Annotated in this window: 12 protein-coding genes, 2 tRNA genes and 1 pseudogene; 8 read left to right on the top strand and 7 right to left on the bottom strand. The window is 70.2% G+C overall.

The annotated features are described in order from the left end of the window. Together G3I65_RS31485 and G3I65_RS31480 are read right to left on the bottom strand one after the other, a co-directional pair. A pseudogene (locus G3I65_RS31485) lies at positions 1-516 on the bottom strand (gamma-glutamyl phosphate reductase); the annotation flags it as partial. A 56-nt stretch (positions 517-572) separates the two neighbouring features. Next, complete coding sequence (locus G3I65_RS31480; protein WP_160699324.1) at positions 573-1,355, bottom strand: M50 family metallopeptidase; 783 nt, start codon at positions 1,353-1,355, stop codon at positions 573-575. A 126-nt stretch (positions 1,356-1,481) separates the two neighbouring features. Between G3I65_RS31480 and G3I65_RS31475 the strand changes: the two genes are divergently transcribed. Continuing rightward, complete coding sequence (locus G3I65_RS31475; protein ID WP_160699323.1) at positions 1,482-1,988, top strand: hypothetical protein; 507 nt, start codon at positions 1,482-1,484, stop codon at positions 1,986-1,988. Between the two features lie 13 nt (positions 1,989-2,001). On the opposite strand, the gene G3I65_RS31470 is transcribed toward G3I65_RS31475, so the two are convergent. Further along, positions 2,002-2,904, bottom strand: coding sequence for a DNA-3-methyladenine glycosylase (locus G3I65_RS31470; RefSeq protein WP_160699322.1), 903 nt, complete (start codon positions 2,902-2,904; stop codon positions 2,002-2,004). A 148-nt stretch (positions 2,905-3,052) separates the two neighbouring features. Between G3I65_RS31470 and G3I65_RS31465 the strand changes: the two genes are divergently transcribed. The 3 genes from G3I65_RS31465 (at position 3,053) to G3I65_RS31455 (ending at position 6,291) form a co-directional block, all read left to right on the top strand. Continuing rightward, positions 3,053-3,811 carry a class I SAM-dependent methyltransferase gene (locus G3I65_RS31465; protein WP_160699321.1) on the top strand — a complete coding sequence of 253 codons (759 nt, stop codon included), beginning with the start codon at positions 3,053-3,055 and terminating at the stop codon, positions 3,809-3,811. Between the two features lie 40 nt (positions 3,812-3,851). Further along, positions 3,852-5,174, top strand: coding sequence for a M20 family metallopeptidase (locus G3I65_RS31460; protein ID WP_160699320.1), 1,323 nt, complete (start codon positions 3,852-3,854; stop codon positions 5,172-5,174). A gap of 91 nt (positions 5,175-5,265) precedes the next feature. Further along, positions 5,266-6,291, top strand: coding sequence for a S1C family serine protease (locus G3I65_RS31455; RefSeq protein WP_160699319.1), 1,026 nt, complete (start codon positions 5,266-5,268; stop codon positions 6,289-6,291). A 114-nt stretch (positions 6,292-6,405) separates the two neighbouring features. Here the strand turns inward: G3I65_RS31455 and G3I65_RS31450 are convergent, their stop codons facing one another. Both G3I65_RS31450 and G3I65_RS31445 read right to left on the bottom strand, forming a co-directional pair. After that, complete coding sequence (locus G3I65_RS31450; RefSeq protein ID WP_160699318.1) at positions 6,406-6,783, bottom strand: DUF3224 domain-containing protein; 378 nt, start codon at positions 6,781-6,783, stop codon at positions 6,406-6,408. A gap of 67 nt (positions 6,784-6,850) precedes the next feature. Next, entirely contained in the window at positions 6,851-8,395 is a 1,545-nt protein-coding gene (locus G3I65_RS31445; RefSeq protein WP_160699317.1) for a helicase HerA-like domain-containing protein, read from the bottom strand. Between the two features lie 102 nt (positions 8,396-8,497). Here G3I65_RS31445 and orn point away from each other — a divergent pair, with 102 nt between their 5' ends. Continuing rightward, complete coding sequence (orn, locus tag G3I65_RS31440) at positions 8,498-9,106, top strand: oligoribonuclease (RefSeq protein ID WP_125313424.1); 609 nt, start codon at positions 8,498-8,500, stop codon at positions 9,104-9,106. Between the two features lie 76 nt (positions 9,107-9,182). Beyond that, positions 9,183-9,258 (top strand) — tRNA-His (locus G3I65_RS31435). A 121-nt stretch (positions 9,259-9,379) separates the two neighbouring features. Here G3I65_RS31435 and G3I65_RS31430 read toward each other — a convergent pair. Next, positions 9,380-10,642: a glycosyltransferase 87 family protein gene (locus G3I65_RS31430; protein ID WP_160699316.1), complete on the bottom strand. Its 1,263-nt coding sequence runs from the start codon at positions 10,640-10,642 to the stop codon at positions 9,380-9,382. Between the two features lie 136 nt (positions 10,643-10,778). Here G3I65_RS31430 and proP point away from each other — a divergent pair, with 136 nt between their 5' ends. Then, positions 10,779-12,191 carry a glycine betaine/L-proline transporter ProP gene (gene proP, locus G3I65_RS31425; RefSeq protein WP_309235828.1) on the top strand — a complete coding sequence of 471 codons (1,413 nt, stop codon included), beginning with the start codon at positions 10,779-10,781 and terminating at the stop codon, positions 12,189-12,191. Here proP and G3I65_RS31420 read toward each other — a convergent pair. Next, positions 12,188-13,372 carry an Ig-like domain-containing protein gene (locus G3I65_RS31420; protein WP_166640805.1) on the bottom strand — a complete coding sequence of 395 codons (1,185 nt, stop codon included), beginning with the start codon at positions 13,370-13,372 and terminating at the stop codon, positions 12,188-12,190. The two genes, proP and G3I65_RS31420, sit on opposite strands and share 4 nt — an antisense overlap. Positions 13,373-13,537: 165 nt before the next feature. On the opposite strand from G3I65_RS31420, the gene G3I65_RS31415 reads away from it, so the two are divergent. After that, positions 13,538-13,610, top strand: a tRNA-Lys gene (locus G3I65_RS31415). The last annotated feature ends 223 nt before the right edge of the window (positions 13,611-13,833 follow it).

Genomic DNA, 13,833 nt, shown 5'->3' with positions numbered 1-13,833 from the left:
CGCCTCGGCGAGCGCGGGCGCGATGACGACCTCCCGCAGCCGCTGCGCCGACCCGAGCGCGGCCGAGCCCGTGCGCAGGACACCGGCGTTGCGCGACTTCACCAGCTGCGACGCCACGTCGACGGTCACGTTCGGCCGCGCCTCGTAGTTCGCGCCGATGACGCCGACCGGCCGCCGCCGCTCGACCAGCCGCAGCCCGCCGTCCAGCGTGGACACCTCGACCGAGCGCTCCTGGTGCGGCGCGCCGGCGAGCAGCCGCAGCTGCTCGGCCATGCCGGTGAGGCGCTCCGGGGTGATGGTGAGCCGGTCGAGCAGACCGGCGCTCATCCCCTCGGCCTTCGCGCGTTCGACGTCGGCCTGGTTCGCCTCGAGGATCTCCTCGCGGTGCGCGAGCAGCCGCTCGGCCATGCCGGTCAGCGCGGCGTCGACGGCCTCGGCGGAAGCGGCGGCGAGCGACGGCGCGGCCAGCTTCGCCGCCCGTGCGCACTCCTCCACGGCCTTGGCGACCTCGTCCATCGTTCGTCTCCCTCCGCGCGGACCAGCGAGAGACCAGTTTGCCGCATGGGCTCCGCTCAGGTGGCCACGGGCTCCAGGAGCCACAGCCCGCCGGCGATCAGGCAGCTGACCGTCGCCACCGCGAAGACCAGCACCCACAGCACCGGCGGCACCGCGGTGAGCCGCCCGAGCTGGTCGGCGTCGGAGTCCCGCGCCTGGCCACGACGGCGCTTGGCCTGCAGCTCGGCCACCGGCCGCACGCCACCGAACAGCAGGAACCAGGTCACCAGGTAGCTGAACGGCGCCTGCACCTCGACCGGCGCGACGAACGCGACCAGCGCGAGCACCGCGGCACTGGCGACGACGGTGAACACCCCGTAGGCGTTGCGCACCATCACCAGGACGCCGAGCAGCAGCAGCGCGATCAGCACGAGCACGGTGCCGACCAGGTCGTTGCCGAGCAAGCTGGCGAACAGCAGTCCCAGCACCGACGGCGCCAGGTACCCGGCCATCGCCGTGAACGCCATCCCCGGCCCCTCGGGCTTGCCGCGCGAGACGGTGACGCCCGAGGTGTCCGAGTGCAGCTTGATGCCCTGCAGCCGCCGCCCGACGAGCACCGCGGCCAGCGCGTGCCCGGCCTCGTGCACGATCGTGACGACGTTGCGCACCAGCCGCCACGGCCTGCCGCCCACGAGGACGACCAGCAGCGCCAAGCCGCCGGCGACCAGCGTGATCACCGCGGGTGCCTGGGCCTGTTCGAGCAGCGAACCGGCCGACGAGCTGTCGGCGGCGGCCGTCCGGAGGGCTGACAGGGCGTCACCGGCCGGGCTGCCGAGCGCGAAAGGAACGGGCGAGCTCACCCGGATACCTCACCACAGGCGACATCTGGCTACGGTGAGTCCCCGCCGACGGCGGTTTCGCGGGTTCCGGTAGTGGGTCGTGGTGGTCTCCTTTCCGCCGGTCGTGGTCGTGGTCGAGGGAGGGCGATGGACAGGTTCGAGACGAAGAGCTTCGCGCTGATGCCCGGTCAGCGGGTCGAGGCCGAGGTCCTCAGCCACCACCCGTGGGGTGTGCTCGTCCGGATCGCGGGCCACGAGGACGACGGCCTGTCGGCCTCGATCGACATGATCGAGCTGTTCGCCTCGTACACGAGCAGCCACGAGGAACTGCTCGCGCTCTTCCCGCCGGTGGGTTCGCGGGTCGACGCGGTGGTCCAGCGGATCACCCGGTGGCACCCGCCGGTGTCGGTGCGGCTCAGCATCCGCGCCTCGGACCTCGAGGCGTTGACCTGGACCTGCGACTTCTGCGGGGAACGCACCACGCTGAGTCCCGGTGGCGACGCCCTCGTCCTCGACGCGCGCAGCAACAACGGCCCGGGGAGCTTCGGCATCGTCGTGCACCGGCAGTGCCTCGCCCAGCGGATCCGGCCCGAGAACGCCGGCGAGCGGGCGCGAGCGCTCAGGATCGGTGAACGCGACTCTCCTCTCGGTTGACGTGGTGGCCGGCTCAGCGGGACTCCCTCAGCCGGGCCTCCCCTTCGACGCGGAACAGGAACGACACCCAGCTCCGGAACGGGGCCCAGGCCTCCGCGATCTCCGCCAGCTCCGGCACTCCCGCCGCCGGCAGGTGGTAGGCGTCGCGCATGATCTCGTGGAGCCGGCTCTCGTCCTGGGGGAAGATGTCCGGGTGGCCCGCGCCGCGGATCAGGATCAGTTCCGCGCTGAAGCGGCCGATTCCCGGGAGCAGCCGTAACTGGTCCAGGGCGTCGTCCGGGGACATCGCCCGCAACGTCGCCGCGTCCAGCGCCCCGGCGGCCGCCGCCTCGGCGATGCCCCTCAGCCGCTGCATCTTCTGGCCCGACAGGCCCGGCATGTATTCCAGCTTCGCCAGGACCGCCGGGGGCGGGAACGACCTCAGCGCGCTGCCGCCGACGTCGACCTCCGTGCCGTGGCGTTCGGTCAAGCGACGGCGCAGCCGGACCGCCTGGGTCATCCAGACCCGGTGGCTGAGCACCGCCCAGCACGCCGCCTCGTACGGCGAGGCGAACAACACCGGACGAAGGCCCGGGCGCAGCTGCTGCAGCAGCGACACCACCGGGTCGCGGGCGCCGGCGGCCGGGAATTCCGTGCCGTCGACGTCCAGCGAGCACATCCGCCGCACCTGGGCCAGCACCGCCGCCGCGTGCTCGGGCGGGCCGTGCACCTCCACCGCCACCGCACCGGGCGATCTCTGCCGCAGCACCGCTCCCACCGGCGTCCACGCGCCTTCGAGCGGGAAGGCCACGCGCAGCGCGCCCGCCTCCGCCCCCGGCTGGCCGGCCGGGCCGAAGCCGGTCAGAAAGCGGGCCGCCGCGGCCAGGTCGAACTCGCCCTGCACCGTGATCTCGCTGTCCACCATGGCAGTCGTCATCTGTCCTCCTCGGATCGGGAACCTCGCCTGCGACGCTAGGAAGGACCACCGACAATTCCGGGACTCGAACGCCTGAGCCCGGCATTGTTCACTCGATCGGGTACGTGGGATTTGACATACTGCCGGTATTCGAACCCCGGGAGAGGCCATGCCGACCAGCCGAACCACCGCCCTCGAGCGGCTGACCGCCCTGCTCGAGACCCCGGCGGAGACCCGCGACGGCTACCTCGACCTGCTCGGCGCCGCGGACCAGGCCGGTCCGCCGACCGGCCTCACCCAGCGCCTGATGCGCACGACCCTGCTCCCGCAGGTCTACGAGCGGTACTGGCGCCCCGCGCTCGGCCGCGCGCTCAAAGGCCCGTTCGGCCCGAGCATGGCAGGCGAAGTCCGCCTCGCCACGAAGCTCCTCGGCCTCGAACCCGGGCACACCGCGCTCGACGTCGCCTGCGGCACCGGCCGCTTCACGCGCGCGTTCGGCGCGGCCGTCGGCACGGCCGGGCTGGCGATCGGGCTCGACGGCGCCCGCACGATGCTCGCCAAAGCCGTCGCCGAAGACGGCCCAGACAGCGTGGCTTACCTGCGCGCGGACGCGGTGCGCCCGCCACTGAAGGAGTCCACAGTGGACGCTGTCTGCTGCTTCGCCGCCCTTCACATGTTCGCCGAACCGGAAGCCGCACTGGACTCCTTCGCGCGCGTGCTGAAACCCGGCGGCCGGATCGTCCTGCTGACCAGCGCCCGCCGCGGCTGGCAGCCCGCGCGCCTGCTCGACTCGGCCGGCGGAGCCGTGAGCGGGCAGAAGATGTTCGACCGCGGGGAAATCGGGGCGAGCCTGCGCGCCCGCGGCTTCACCGGGATCACCGAGCGGTACGCGGGCGTCACGCAGATCGTGGCGGGCCGGCTGGGCTGAGCACCGCGGATTGTCGGTGCCGCCGGTTAGCATCGGCCCCATGACCCACCACGAGCCCGTCCCGCCCGACGACAGCTACCTGCGTTCCCTGGTCGAGGCCACCGCCGACGCCGTCGCGGCCGCCGAACCGCTGTCCTCGCCGCACACCGGCGCGGACGAGGCGACGCGGGCCGAGGTGACCGCCGCGGTCGAGCGCAGTTCACCCGATCTGGTGGCGTTGAGCCAAGATCTGCACGCCCACCCCGAGGAGGGGTTCGCCGAGCACCGGTCGGTCCGGGCGCTCGCGGACCTCTTGACGCGCCACGGCCACGAAGCGACCGTCGGGCTCGGCGGGCTCGACACCGCGCTGCGCGTCAGCACGCCGGAGCGGGACGGGCCGCACATCGCCGTCCTCGCCGAGTACGACGCGCTGCCCGGGCTCGGCCACGCCTGCGGCCACAACGTCATCTGCACGACCGCCGCGGGCGGGTTCCTCGGCGCCGCGACCGTCGCCGAGCGACTCGGCGGGCGGGTCAGCCTGATCGGCACGCCCGCGGAAGAAGGCGGTGGTGGCAAGGAGATCCTGGCCCGCGCGGGCGTGTTCGACGACGTCGACGCGGTGATCATGCTGCACCCGTTCAGCCACGACATCGCGCTGCACCCGTTCCTCGGCCGCCGCCAGCTGGAGATGGTCTTCCACGGCGTGGGCGCGCACGCGTCCGCCCAGCCCTTCATGGGCCGCAACGCGCTCGACGCCGCGGTCGCCGCCTACCAGGGCGTTTCGGCGCTGCGGCAGCAACTCCCGCAGAGCGACCGCGTCCACGGCGTGTTCACCGACGGCGGTGCCCGGCCGAACGTCATCCCGGCGCGCGCCGCGCTGTTGTTCTACCTCCGTTCCCAAAGCCCGGAAACGCTGCGCGACCTCGCCGCCCGAATGACGTCGATCGCGGAAGGCGCGGCGGCGATGACCGGCTGCGGCGTCGAGCTGATCTGGGACGCGCAGGCGGCGTACTTGCCGATCCGGTTCAACACCGCGCTGGCCGGGCGCTGGACGGCCAACCAGCTGGGCACCGGCCGCAAGCCGCTGCCGCCGGGCATCGTGCCGGAGTCGCTCACCGGCTCCACGGACCTGGGCAACCTGTCCTACCGGATGCCCGCGCTGCACCCGATGCTCGCCGTCTCGGGGTCGACGGTCGCCTTGCACACCAAGGAGTTCGCGGCCGCGGCGGGCTCGTCCACCGGGGACGCCGGGGTCCGTGACGGCGCGCTGGGCCTGGCCCTCACCGCTGCCGACTACCTGGGCGACGCCGCGCTGCGGAAGGCGGTGCACGACGAGTTCGAAGCGGCGGGAGGGGCATTGGACGTGCCGGCGTTCTTCGACTGAGAACCGCCTGAGTTTTCTCAGCTGATTCTTCTCAGCAAAGCCTGAGGTATTTCCACAGGCTGCTCACAAGCACGGGCGCGAATCTTGTTCCATGACCGAGAACGAGAGTCGGCCCGGCCCCGCCTCACCCGGTGGGCACCAGCCGCACCAGAGCACTCCGCAGTACGGGCCGTACGCGCAGCAGCAGTACGGCTACCAGCACCAGGCCGCGCCGAACCCTCTGTTCACCCCGCAGCAGCCGGGTCCGGCGCCCACGGCGCTGAAGACCAAGCCGCGCAAGGGCGGCCGCGTCGCCCTGATCGTCAGCGCGACCGCCCTCGGCGCCGCGCTGGTCGGCGGGGTCGGCGGCGCCGCGATCGTCGGGCTCGGCACGAACTCGGCGGACGGCACCACGACGTCGGTGAGCACGCCGGCCGCGAGCGGGCAGCCGGTCGCGAACTCGACGTCCGGTGACGTCAGCGGCGTCGCGGCGAAGGTGACGCCGAGCGTCGTCCAGATCAACGTGACCACCGACCAGGGCGAGGCCATCGGCTCCGGCGTCATCCTGACCTCGGACGGCCGGATCCTGACGAACGCGCACGTCGTCGACGGCGCCCAGGACGTCGTGATCACGACGTCCGACGGCAAGAAGTACCAGGCCAGCGTGGTCGGCGCGGACACCAAGGCGGACATCGCGGTGGTCCAGGCCAAGAACGCCAGCGGCTTGACGGCCGCCACTCTGGGCGACTCGAGCAAGCTGGTCGTCGGCCAGTCGGTCGTCGCGATCGGCTCGCCCGGCGGGCTGCAGAATACCGTGACCACCGGCATCGTCAGCGCGCTCAACCGCAACCTGTCCGACATCGGCGAGGGCCAGCAGCACCAGCAGTCGCCGTTCAGCCGCACCTCGAACCAGGCCGAGAACTCGCCCAGCTACACGGCGATCCAGACGGACGCCTCGATCAACCAGGGCAACTCCGGCGGCGCGCTGGTCGACGCCCAGGGCAACGTCATCGGCATCAACTCGGCGCTCTACAGCCCGGCGGCGTCGGCCAACGGCTCGGCGGGCAGCGTCGGGATCGGCTTCGCCATCCCGATCAACGACGCCAAGAAGATCGTCGACCAGATCGTGAACAACTAGGACGCGGACGGGCCGTTGTCGGGGCGGTCCGTCCCACCCGCTTCGGGGCGCGGGGAGCGGCGAAGGCCGTTTCGAGAGTCAATCGGGGGCTCTCGAAACGGCCTTCGCGTCGTTCTACAGGTCGTAGGTGAGGACCAGCGTGTGGTTCTGCTCGGCGTCCATCTCGATGTTCGCCGTGCCGGAGATACCGGCCAGCTCGCCGAAGCCCGAGCCGGTGAGGATCTTGAGCGTCAGGCCCGAGTCGTCCGCGGTGTGGTGCAGGACGAAGCCGCCCTTGCGGCCGTCGACCGAGACCGCGAGACGCTCGAAAGCGACGTACGCGCGCGAAGTCGCGTTGGACGCCGTGAGCATCTCGACGGTGCTGGTCCCCTCGACCGCGCCGGTGAACGTCTTGGCGATGGCCACCCGGGCGAACTCGGTACCGCCGGCCTCGTCGGTCGCCTGCGGCTCCCACTTGTCGAGGACGAACGACGTGGTGGCGGTGCTGGTCATGGCTTTCCCCTGTCTCGATGGTGGCGCCAGTTTCGCAGCGATACCTGACAGATCACGTCAGGTTTTGTCAGCGCCTCCGGTTGCCGAACAGCCCGCGCGTGATCTCCCGGCCCAGCGCGCTGGCCGCGGAGCGCATGAACGACTTCACGGCCGGGTTCTTCATCGCCGACTCGATGAACCCCGGATCGTCCTTCTCCTTCCCGGGCGCCGGAGCGGCCGGCGGAGGCGGCGCGTCCGGGGCGGCCTCGGGAGCGGGCGCGGCGGCGACCTTCGCGGCCAGCTTCTCGTACGCCGACTCCCGGTCGATCGTCTCGCCGTACTTCGCGTGCAGATCCGACGACGCGACAGCCGCGGCGACGGCCTCCTCGCCGATCGAGCCCATCTTCGACCGCGGCGCGCGCAGCCGCGTCCACGCCACCGGCGTCGGCGCGCCCCGCTCCGACAGCACCGTGACGATCGCCTCCCCGATGCCCAGCGACGTCAACGCCGTGTCGAGCTCGTAGAACTTCGTCTTCGGGTACGTCTTGACGGTCTTGGCCAGCGCCGCCTGGTCGTCCGGCGTGAACGCCCGCAGCGCGTGCTGGATCCGGGCGCCGAGCTGCGAAAGCACGTTGTTCGGGATGTCCGTCGGCAACTGCGTGCAGAAGAACACGCCGACGCCCTTCGACCGGATCAGCTTCACGGTCTGCTCGATGCGCTCGAGGAACGCCTTCGACGCGTCGTTGAACAGCAGGTGCGCTTCGTCGAAGAAGAAGACCAGCTTCGGCTGCTCGAGATCGCCTTCCTCGGGCAGCTCCTCGAACAACTCGGCCAGCAGCCACATCAGGAACGTCGAGAACAGCGCCGGCTTCGCCTGCAGGTTGTCCAGCTCCAGCAGCGTGACGACGCCCTTGCCGCCGTTCTGCCGCATCAGGTCGTGCACATCCAGCTCGGGCTCGCCGAAGAAGTCTTCGCCGCCCTGCGCTTCGAGGTTCGACAAGGCCCGCAGGATCACCCCGGCCGTCGCCGCCGACACCCCGCCGATGCCTTTGAGGTCCGCCTTGCCCTCGTCGCTGGTCAGGTGCGTGATCACCGACCGGAGGTCCTTCGTGTCCAGCAACGCCAGGCCACGCTGGTCCGCCCAGTGGAAGATCAGCCCGAGCGTCGACTCCTGCGTCTCGTTGAGACCGAGCACCTTCGACAGCAGCACCGGCCCGAAACTCGTGATCGTCGCCCGGATCGGCGAGCCCTTCCCACCGGTGCCCAGCGAGAGGAACTGCACCGGGAACGCCGTCCCCGCCCAGTCGTCACCCAGCTCCTGCGCGCGCTTCGCGACCTTGTCGTTCGACTCACCGGCCGCGGCGAGCCCGGACAGGTCGCCCTTCACGTCCGCGAGCACCACCGGCACCCCCGCCGCCGACAGCTGCTCCGAGATCAGCTGCAACGTCTTCGTCTTGCCCGTCCCGGTCGCTCCCGCGACCAGCCCGTGCCGGTTCAGCGTCGCCAACGGCAGGCGCACCGCGGCCGCGGCGTCGGTCACCCCGTCGATCACCACCGCGCCCAGCTCCAGCGCGGCGCCTTCACTCGCGTAACCCGCGGCGATCTCGCTCGCCGGCGACCCCTGCTCCGTCACTCGCAACTCCCCGATCGTGTGTCCTGCACCACACCGGGAGCGTAACGCGCCGTACGCGCAGGTAACGCCACTCCTATCCCCGTGTCGGGTTAGGGTCACCAGGTGACCGACCGCCTAGTCTGGATCGACTGCGAGATGACGGGGCTCGACCTCGGCAAAGAAGCGTTGATCGAAATCGCCGCCCTCGTCACCGACGCGGAGCTCAACGTGCTCGGCGACGGAGTCGACATCGTCATCCACGCCGACGAGGAAAAACTCGCCGGGATGCCCGACGTCGTCCGCGAGATGCACGCCCACTCCGGCCTCACCGAAGAGGTCCGCGCCTCCAGCGTCACCCTCGAAGAAGCCGAACGCCGCGTCCTCGACTACATCCGCGAGCACGTCCCCGAACCGGGCACCGCGCCGCTCGCCGGCAACTCCATCGCCACCGACCGCGGCTTCATCGCCCGCGACATGCCGGCCCTCGACGCCCACCTGCACTACCGCATGGTCGACGTCTCGTCGGTGAAGGAACTCGTCCGCCGGTGGTACCCGCGCATCTACTACGCCAAGCCGGAAAAGGGCCTCGCCCACCGAGCCCTCGCCGACATCAGGGAATCCATCGGCGAACTCGACTACTACCGGCGCGTCGCCTTCGTCCCCCAGCCGGGGCCCACCAGCGACGAAGCCAAAGCCGCGGCCGCTGAAGTGCAGGAACAGCACCAAAGGTAACCCCCTGCGAACCCCGCGAGGGCACCCGCTACGATTACAGCCAACGAGGTGATCGCAAGCGGTTCCCTCGCTGATGGTGGGCGTAGCTCAGCTGGTAGAGCACCTGGTTGTGGTCCAGGAGGTCGCGGGTTCGAAACCCGTCGCTCACCCCAATGGCCCCAGGCTGGTCGGTTGCTTCGCAACCTTTCCGCAGCCTGGGGTTTCGCCTTTTTGTGGGGGTCGAACCCCCACGCCCCCGCCGGGGGCTTGCCCCCGGACCCCCGTCCCGCGTGGTCAGGTTTTGGCTGTTGGGTGGAGCCAGGTGGGGCGTGTGGCCGTGATCAGCAGTAGGGCCAGTGCCAGGGTTACGTAGAGGGCGTGGGCTGCTGCTTGGGCTATTGGTGGGTGGTTTGCCGGGAGGATCACCAGGCCTACCAACGGGATGTTGTTGCGGCCTGTTCCGACCTGCCACGGGAAGAGGAGCAGGTAGGTTGCGGTGAGGGCTGCCGCTGGATACCAGGTGCGGGCGTTGTGGGCGGCGCAGGCCGCCATTACGAAGAACGGGATGAACCAGACCCAGTAGTGCGTCCAGGTCCAGGGCGTGACCAGGATCATCAGGGCGCCGACTGTGCTCACTGCCAGGAGTTCGCGGTTTTCTCGGTGGGCTCGGAGGGCGATCCAGAACGCCGCCAGTGCGACCAGCGCCGCTACCGGGATCCAGATCGGGCCCGTGACGTCCGGGATGTCGAGGATGCGGGCCAGAGCGCCGCGGATCGACTGGTTCTCCGGGGATGTCGCGTCGCTGTCGCCGGTGATGCGGGACGGGTCCGCCAGGTTCGCGGCCCAGAAAGCCGCCGAGTCGCGGGGGAACGCCACGAAGCCCGCGAGAACCGTCGCGGCGAACGTTCCGACGGCTACCGCTGCCGCTTTGAAGCGGCGGGTGAGCAGGAGGTAGACGACGAAGATGGCCGGGGTCAGCTTGATCGCCGCCGCCAAGCCCACGCCGGCGCCCGTCCACCACCGGTTGCGGCCGGTCAGGTCGGCGAGGACCAGCAGGAGCAGCAAGAGGTTGACCTGGCCCGCCGTGAAGTTCATCAGGACCGGCTGGAGCGGGAGAGCCAGCGCCGTGAGGGCCGCCGTCGCCGCCGCACGGCCGTGGTCCCGGGCGTAGCCGAGGCTGCCCAGCGAAATCCAGACGACCGCCAGCAGCGAGAACAAGTTGACCAGCAACGCGAAGAGCGGCAGGAGCAGTTTCGGGACCACCGTCAGGGGGACGAAGACGCCCGCGGCGAACGGCGTGTACTTGAACGTGCCGCCGATCGTCGGCAAGGACGAGACACCCTGTTCGTAGAGGGGCATGCCCGCGCGGACGGCCTTGCCGGTCGCCACGTAGGAGCGGAAGTCTTCGAGGTAGACGCCCGCTTTCGTCCAGACGCCCGCCCAGACCGTGTAGCCCGCGAACATCACCAGGAGCAGCCCGCCTGCCGCCAGCATCCACCACAGGGGTGCCGGCAACTTGCGCTCGACCGGTGAAACGGGTGCCACCACTTTCGCCATCGGATCCCCCTCGGGATGCGCGAGGAGGCAGTCTGACAGGTCACATCGGACCGCCCGACCTTAGCCCATTGGTGGCGCCTCTCACGACCAGGTGGCTCAGCGTGCGCGAGCCGGTGACCGGGTGCACCGTGTTCTGGTGGAAAGTTCACGCCCCAAGCTGCGCAACCGGAAGAAACTGCGGTACGAGGACATCACCGTCGTCGACCGGTCCCTGCTCAAGCGCGCGGTGGGAGCCGCCGCGCTGGGCAACGCCATGGAGTGGTTCGACTTCGGCGTCTACGCCTACATCGCCGACACCATCGCCGAGGTGTTCTTCCCGCCCACGGTCTCCGCCGGGGTCCGGCTGATCGGGACCTTCGGCGCCTTCACCGCCGCGTTCCTCATGCGTCCCCTCGGCGGGCTCGTGTTCGGCCCGCTCGGCGACCGCATCGGACGGCAGAAGGTCCTCGCCGTCACCATGATCATGATGGCGATCGGCACCCTGTGCATCGGGCTGATCCCGTCCTACTCCTCCATCGGCGTCTGGTCGCCGATCCTGCTCGTCCTCGCCCGCATGGTGCAGGGCTTCTCCACCGGCGGCGAGTACGGCGGCGCGACGACGTTCATCGCCGAGTACTCCCCCGACAAGCGCCGCGGCTTCATGGGCTCCTGGCTCGAGTTCGGCACGCTGTCCGGGTACGTGCTCGGCGCGTCCGTCGTCACCGGGATGAAGGCGTGGGTGCCGCACGAGACGTTGCTCGACTGGGGCTGGCGGGTCCCGTTCCTCGTCGCCGGCCCGCTCGGCATCATCGGCCTCTACATGCGCCTCAAGCTCGAGGAGACCCCGGCGTTCCAGAAGCACGCCGAGGAAGCGGAGAAGCGCGGCCGCGCCGGCGAGCCGTTCTGGAAGATGTTCACCGAGTACTGGCCCGCGCTGCTCATCTGCGTCGGGCTGGTGCTCGTGTTCAACGTCACCGACTACATGCTGCTCTCGTACATGCCGACGTACCTGTCCGAGCAGCTGCACCTCGACGCCACCCACGGGCTGCTGCTGATCATCGTCGTCATGGTCGTGATGATGCTCATCATCATGGTCGGCGGCCGGATCACCGACCAGGTCGGCCGCAAGCCCGTCATGATGGCGGGCTGCCTCGGGTTCCTCGTGCTCTCGTGGCCGCTGATGCTGCTGGTGCACGACGGCGGCCTCGTCCTGACGTTCCTCGGGCTGATGGGCCTCGGCCTGCTGCTGCTCTGCTTCGAGGTGTCGATGCCTTCGGCGCTGCCTGCGCTGTTCCCGACGGCGATCCGGTACGGCGCGCTGTCGATCGCGTTCAACATCTCGGTGTCGCTCTTTGGCGGCACGACCCCGCTGGTGATGCAGTCGCTGATCTCCGCGACCGGCCACGACTTCTGGCCCGCCTGGTACCTGATGGCGGCGGGCGCGATCGGCGCGGTCGCGGTGTTCTTCAGCCGCGAGACGGCGAACAAGCCGCTGTGGGGTTCGGGGCCCGCGGTTTCGAGCGAGGCCGAGGCACGCGAGCTGATGCGCGCCTCGGCCAAGGACGGCTAGTTGCCGGCGGTGCGCCACTCGTCCCAGGACAGCTGCCAGACGCTCCACCCATCGGTCGGCTCCAGCTTCGGGCCGCCGCTGTTCTGCACGGTGACGATGTCGCCCTTCTTGGACGTGTCCATCAGCCACTTCGTGTTCTCGGTCGACAGGTTGAGGCAGCCGTGGCTGACGTTGCTGTGCCCCTGCTGCCGGACCGACCACGGCGCGGAGTGGTAGAAGATGCCGCTGTAGGACAGGCGCACCGCGTACTGGACGAAGGTGCGGTACCCGCCGGGCGCGTCCTCGGGCACGCCGTACGTGCCGGAGTCCATGGTGTAGCCGGTGTGCTCGCTCATGACGGTGTAGGTCCCGGCCGGCGTGTTGTGCCCGGGCTTGCCCATGGACGTCGGCATGGTCTTGACCACCTGGTCGTTGATCGTGACCGTCATCTGGTGGGTCCCACCGTCGGCGACGGCGACGAGCTTGTCCCCGACCGCGCCGCTCACGCTCTTGTCCTCGCGGCCGTAGCTGCCGTTGCCGAGCGGCTTGCCGTAGACGGCGGCGTCCACCTTGATCTTGGTGCCGCTCTTCCAGTAGTCCTTCGGCCGCCAGGTGACCTGCTTGTCGCCGGACCAGCGGAACGCGCCCTCGGTGGCCGGCTCCGCGGTGATCTTGAGCGCCTTCTCGGCCGCGGCCTTGTCGGCGACGTTCCCGGTGAAGGTGAAGATCAGCGGCATCCCGACCCCGACGGTCTCCCCCTCGACGAGGTTCACCGAGACGCCCAGCTGCCGCGCGGGCTTGGCGGTGCTGAAGCTCGACTCCGCCGTGACCGGCTTGCCGTCACCGCCGATCGCGGTCGCGGTCAGCTTGTACGTCTTGTTGTACCCGAGCGGCTCGGCGGAGTCCCACCCGGAACCATCGGCCCGCGCCTTCCCGGCGACGACCTTCCCATCGGCCCCGGTCAGCTTCACCTCGCCGACCTTCCCCCCGGCAACGCTCACACTCACCGGCTCCCCGGGCGCGACGTCCTTGGCATCCTTCGCAGGCGTGACCGTGAGCACGGCAGGCTTCGGAGCGGGCGCGGGCGCACTCGACGACGCCGTCTCCTCGGGCGGTTCACCCGAAGGACTGCTGCTGCACCCGGCCACGGTGAGGCCGATCACCCCAGCGGCCACCAGCAGCCGCGCCTTCATACCCCGCATGCCCACCCGCCTGTTTCGCCGTCGATGTCCGACTACAGTGTGCCCGACCAGCCGCGACGCCGGGGCAGCAATGCCCGAACCCGCTTAGGGGACCCCCCTGAAACGGGGTGCGAACGGGGTGCTAATCTTTTCCACGTCGCCGAGGGAAGCCTCCGGCAGACACCGGCGCCATTAGCTCAATTGGCAGAGCAGCTGGCTCTTAACCAGCGGGTTCGGGGTTCGAGTCCCTGATGGCGCACCCCCACTCCCCAGGTTGAAGCTTTCTTCGACCTGGGGATTTGTGGTATCTGGAATCATTCCTTCCACTTCCTCTCTGTCCATTGTGGTCTCCTGCGAGCCCGAGGGGAGCCCGAGAGCGCACGCCGGGTGCAACGCCTTCCGCGGAATCGCCCCGGCCAGCTTCCTCGCCGCATCCGCGGCAACCTCTTCGGCGACGTTGGTGTAGAGGTCCATCGTCACTT

Source organism: Amycolatopsis sp. SID8362 (genome assembly GCF_010550475.1).
Taxonomy (GTDB): domain Bacteria; phylum Actinomycetota; class Actinomycetes; order Mycobacteriales; family Pseudonocardiaceae; genus Amycolatopsis; species Amycolatopsis eburnea.
Note: the sequence above shows the minus strand (reverse complement) of the source record. Positions and strands in the feature narration are given on the sequence as shown.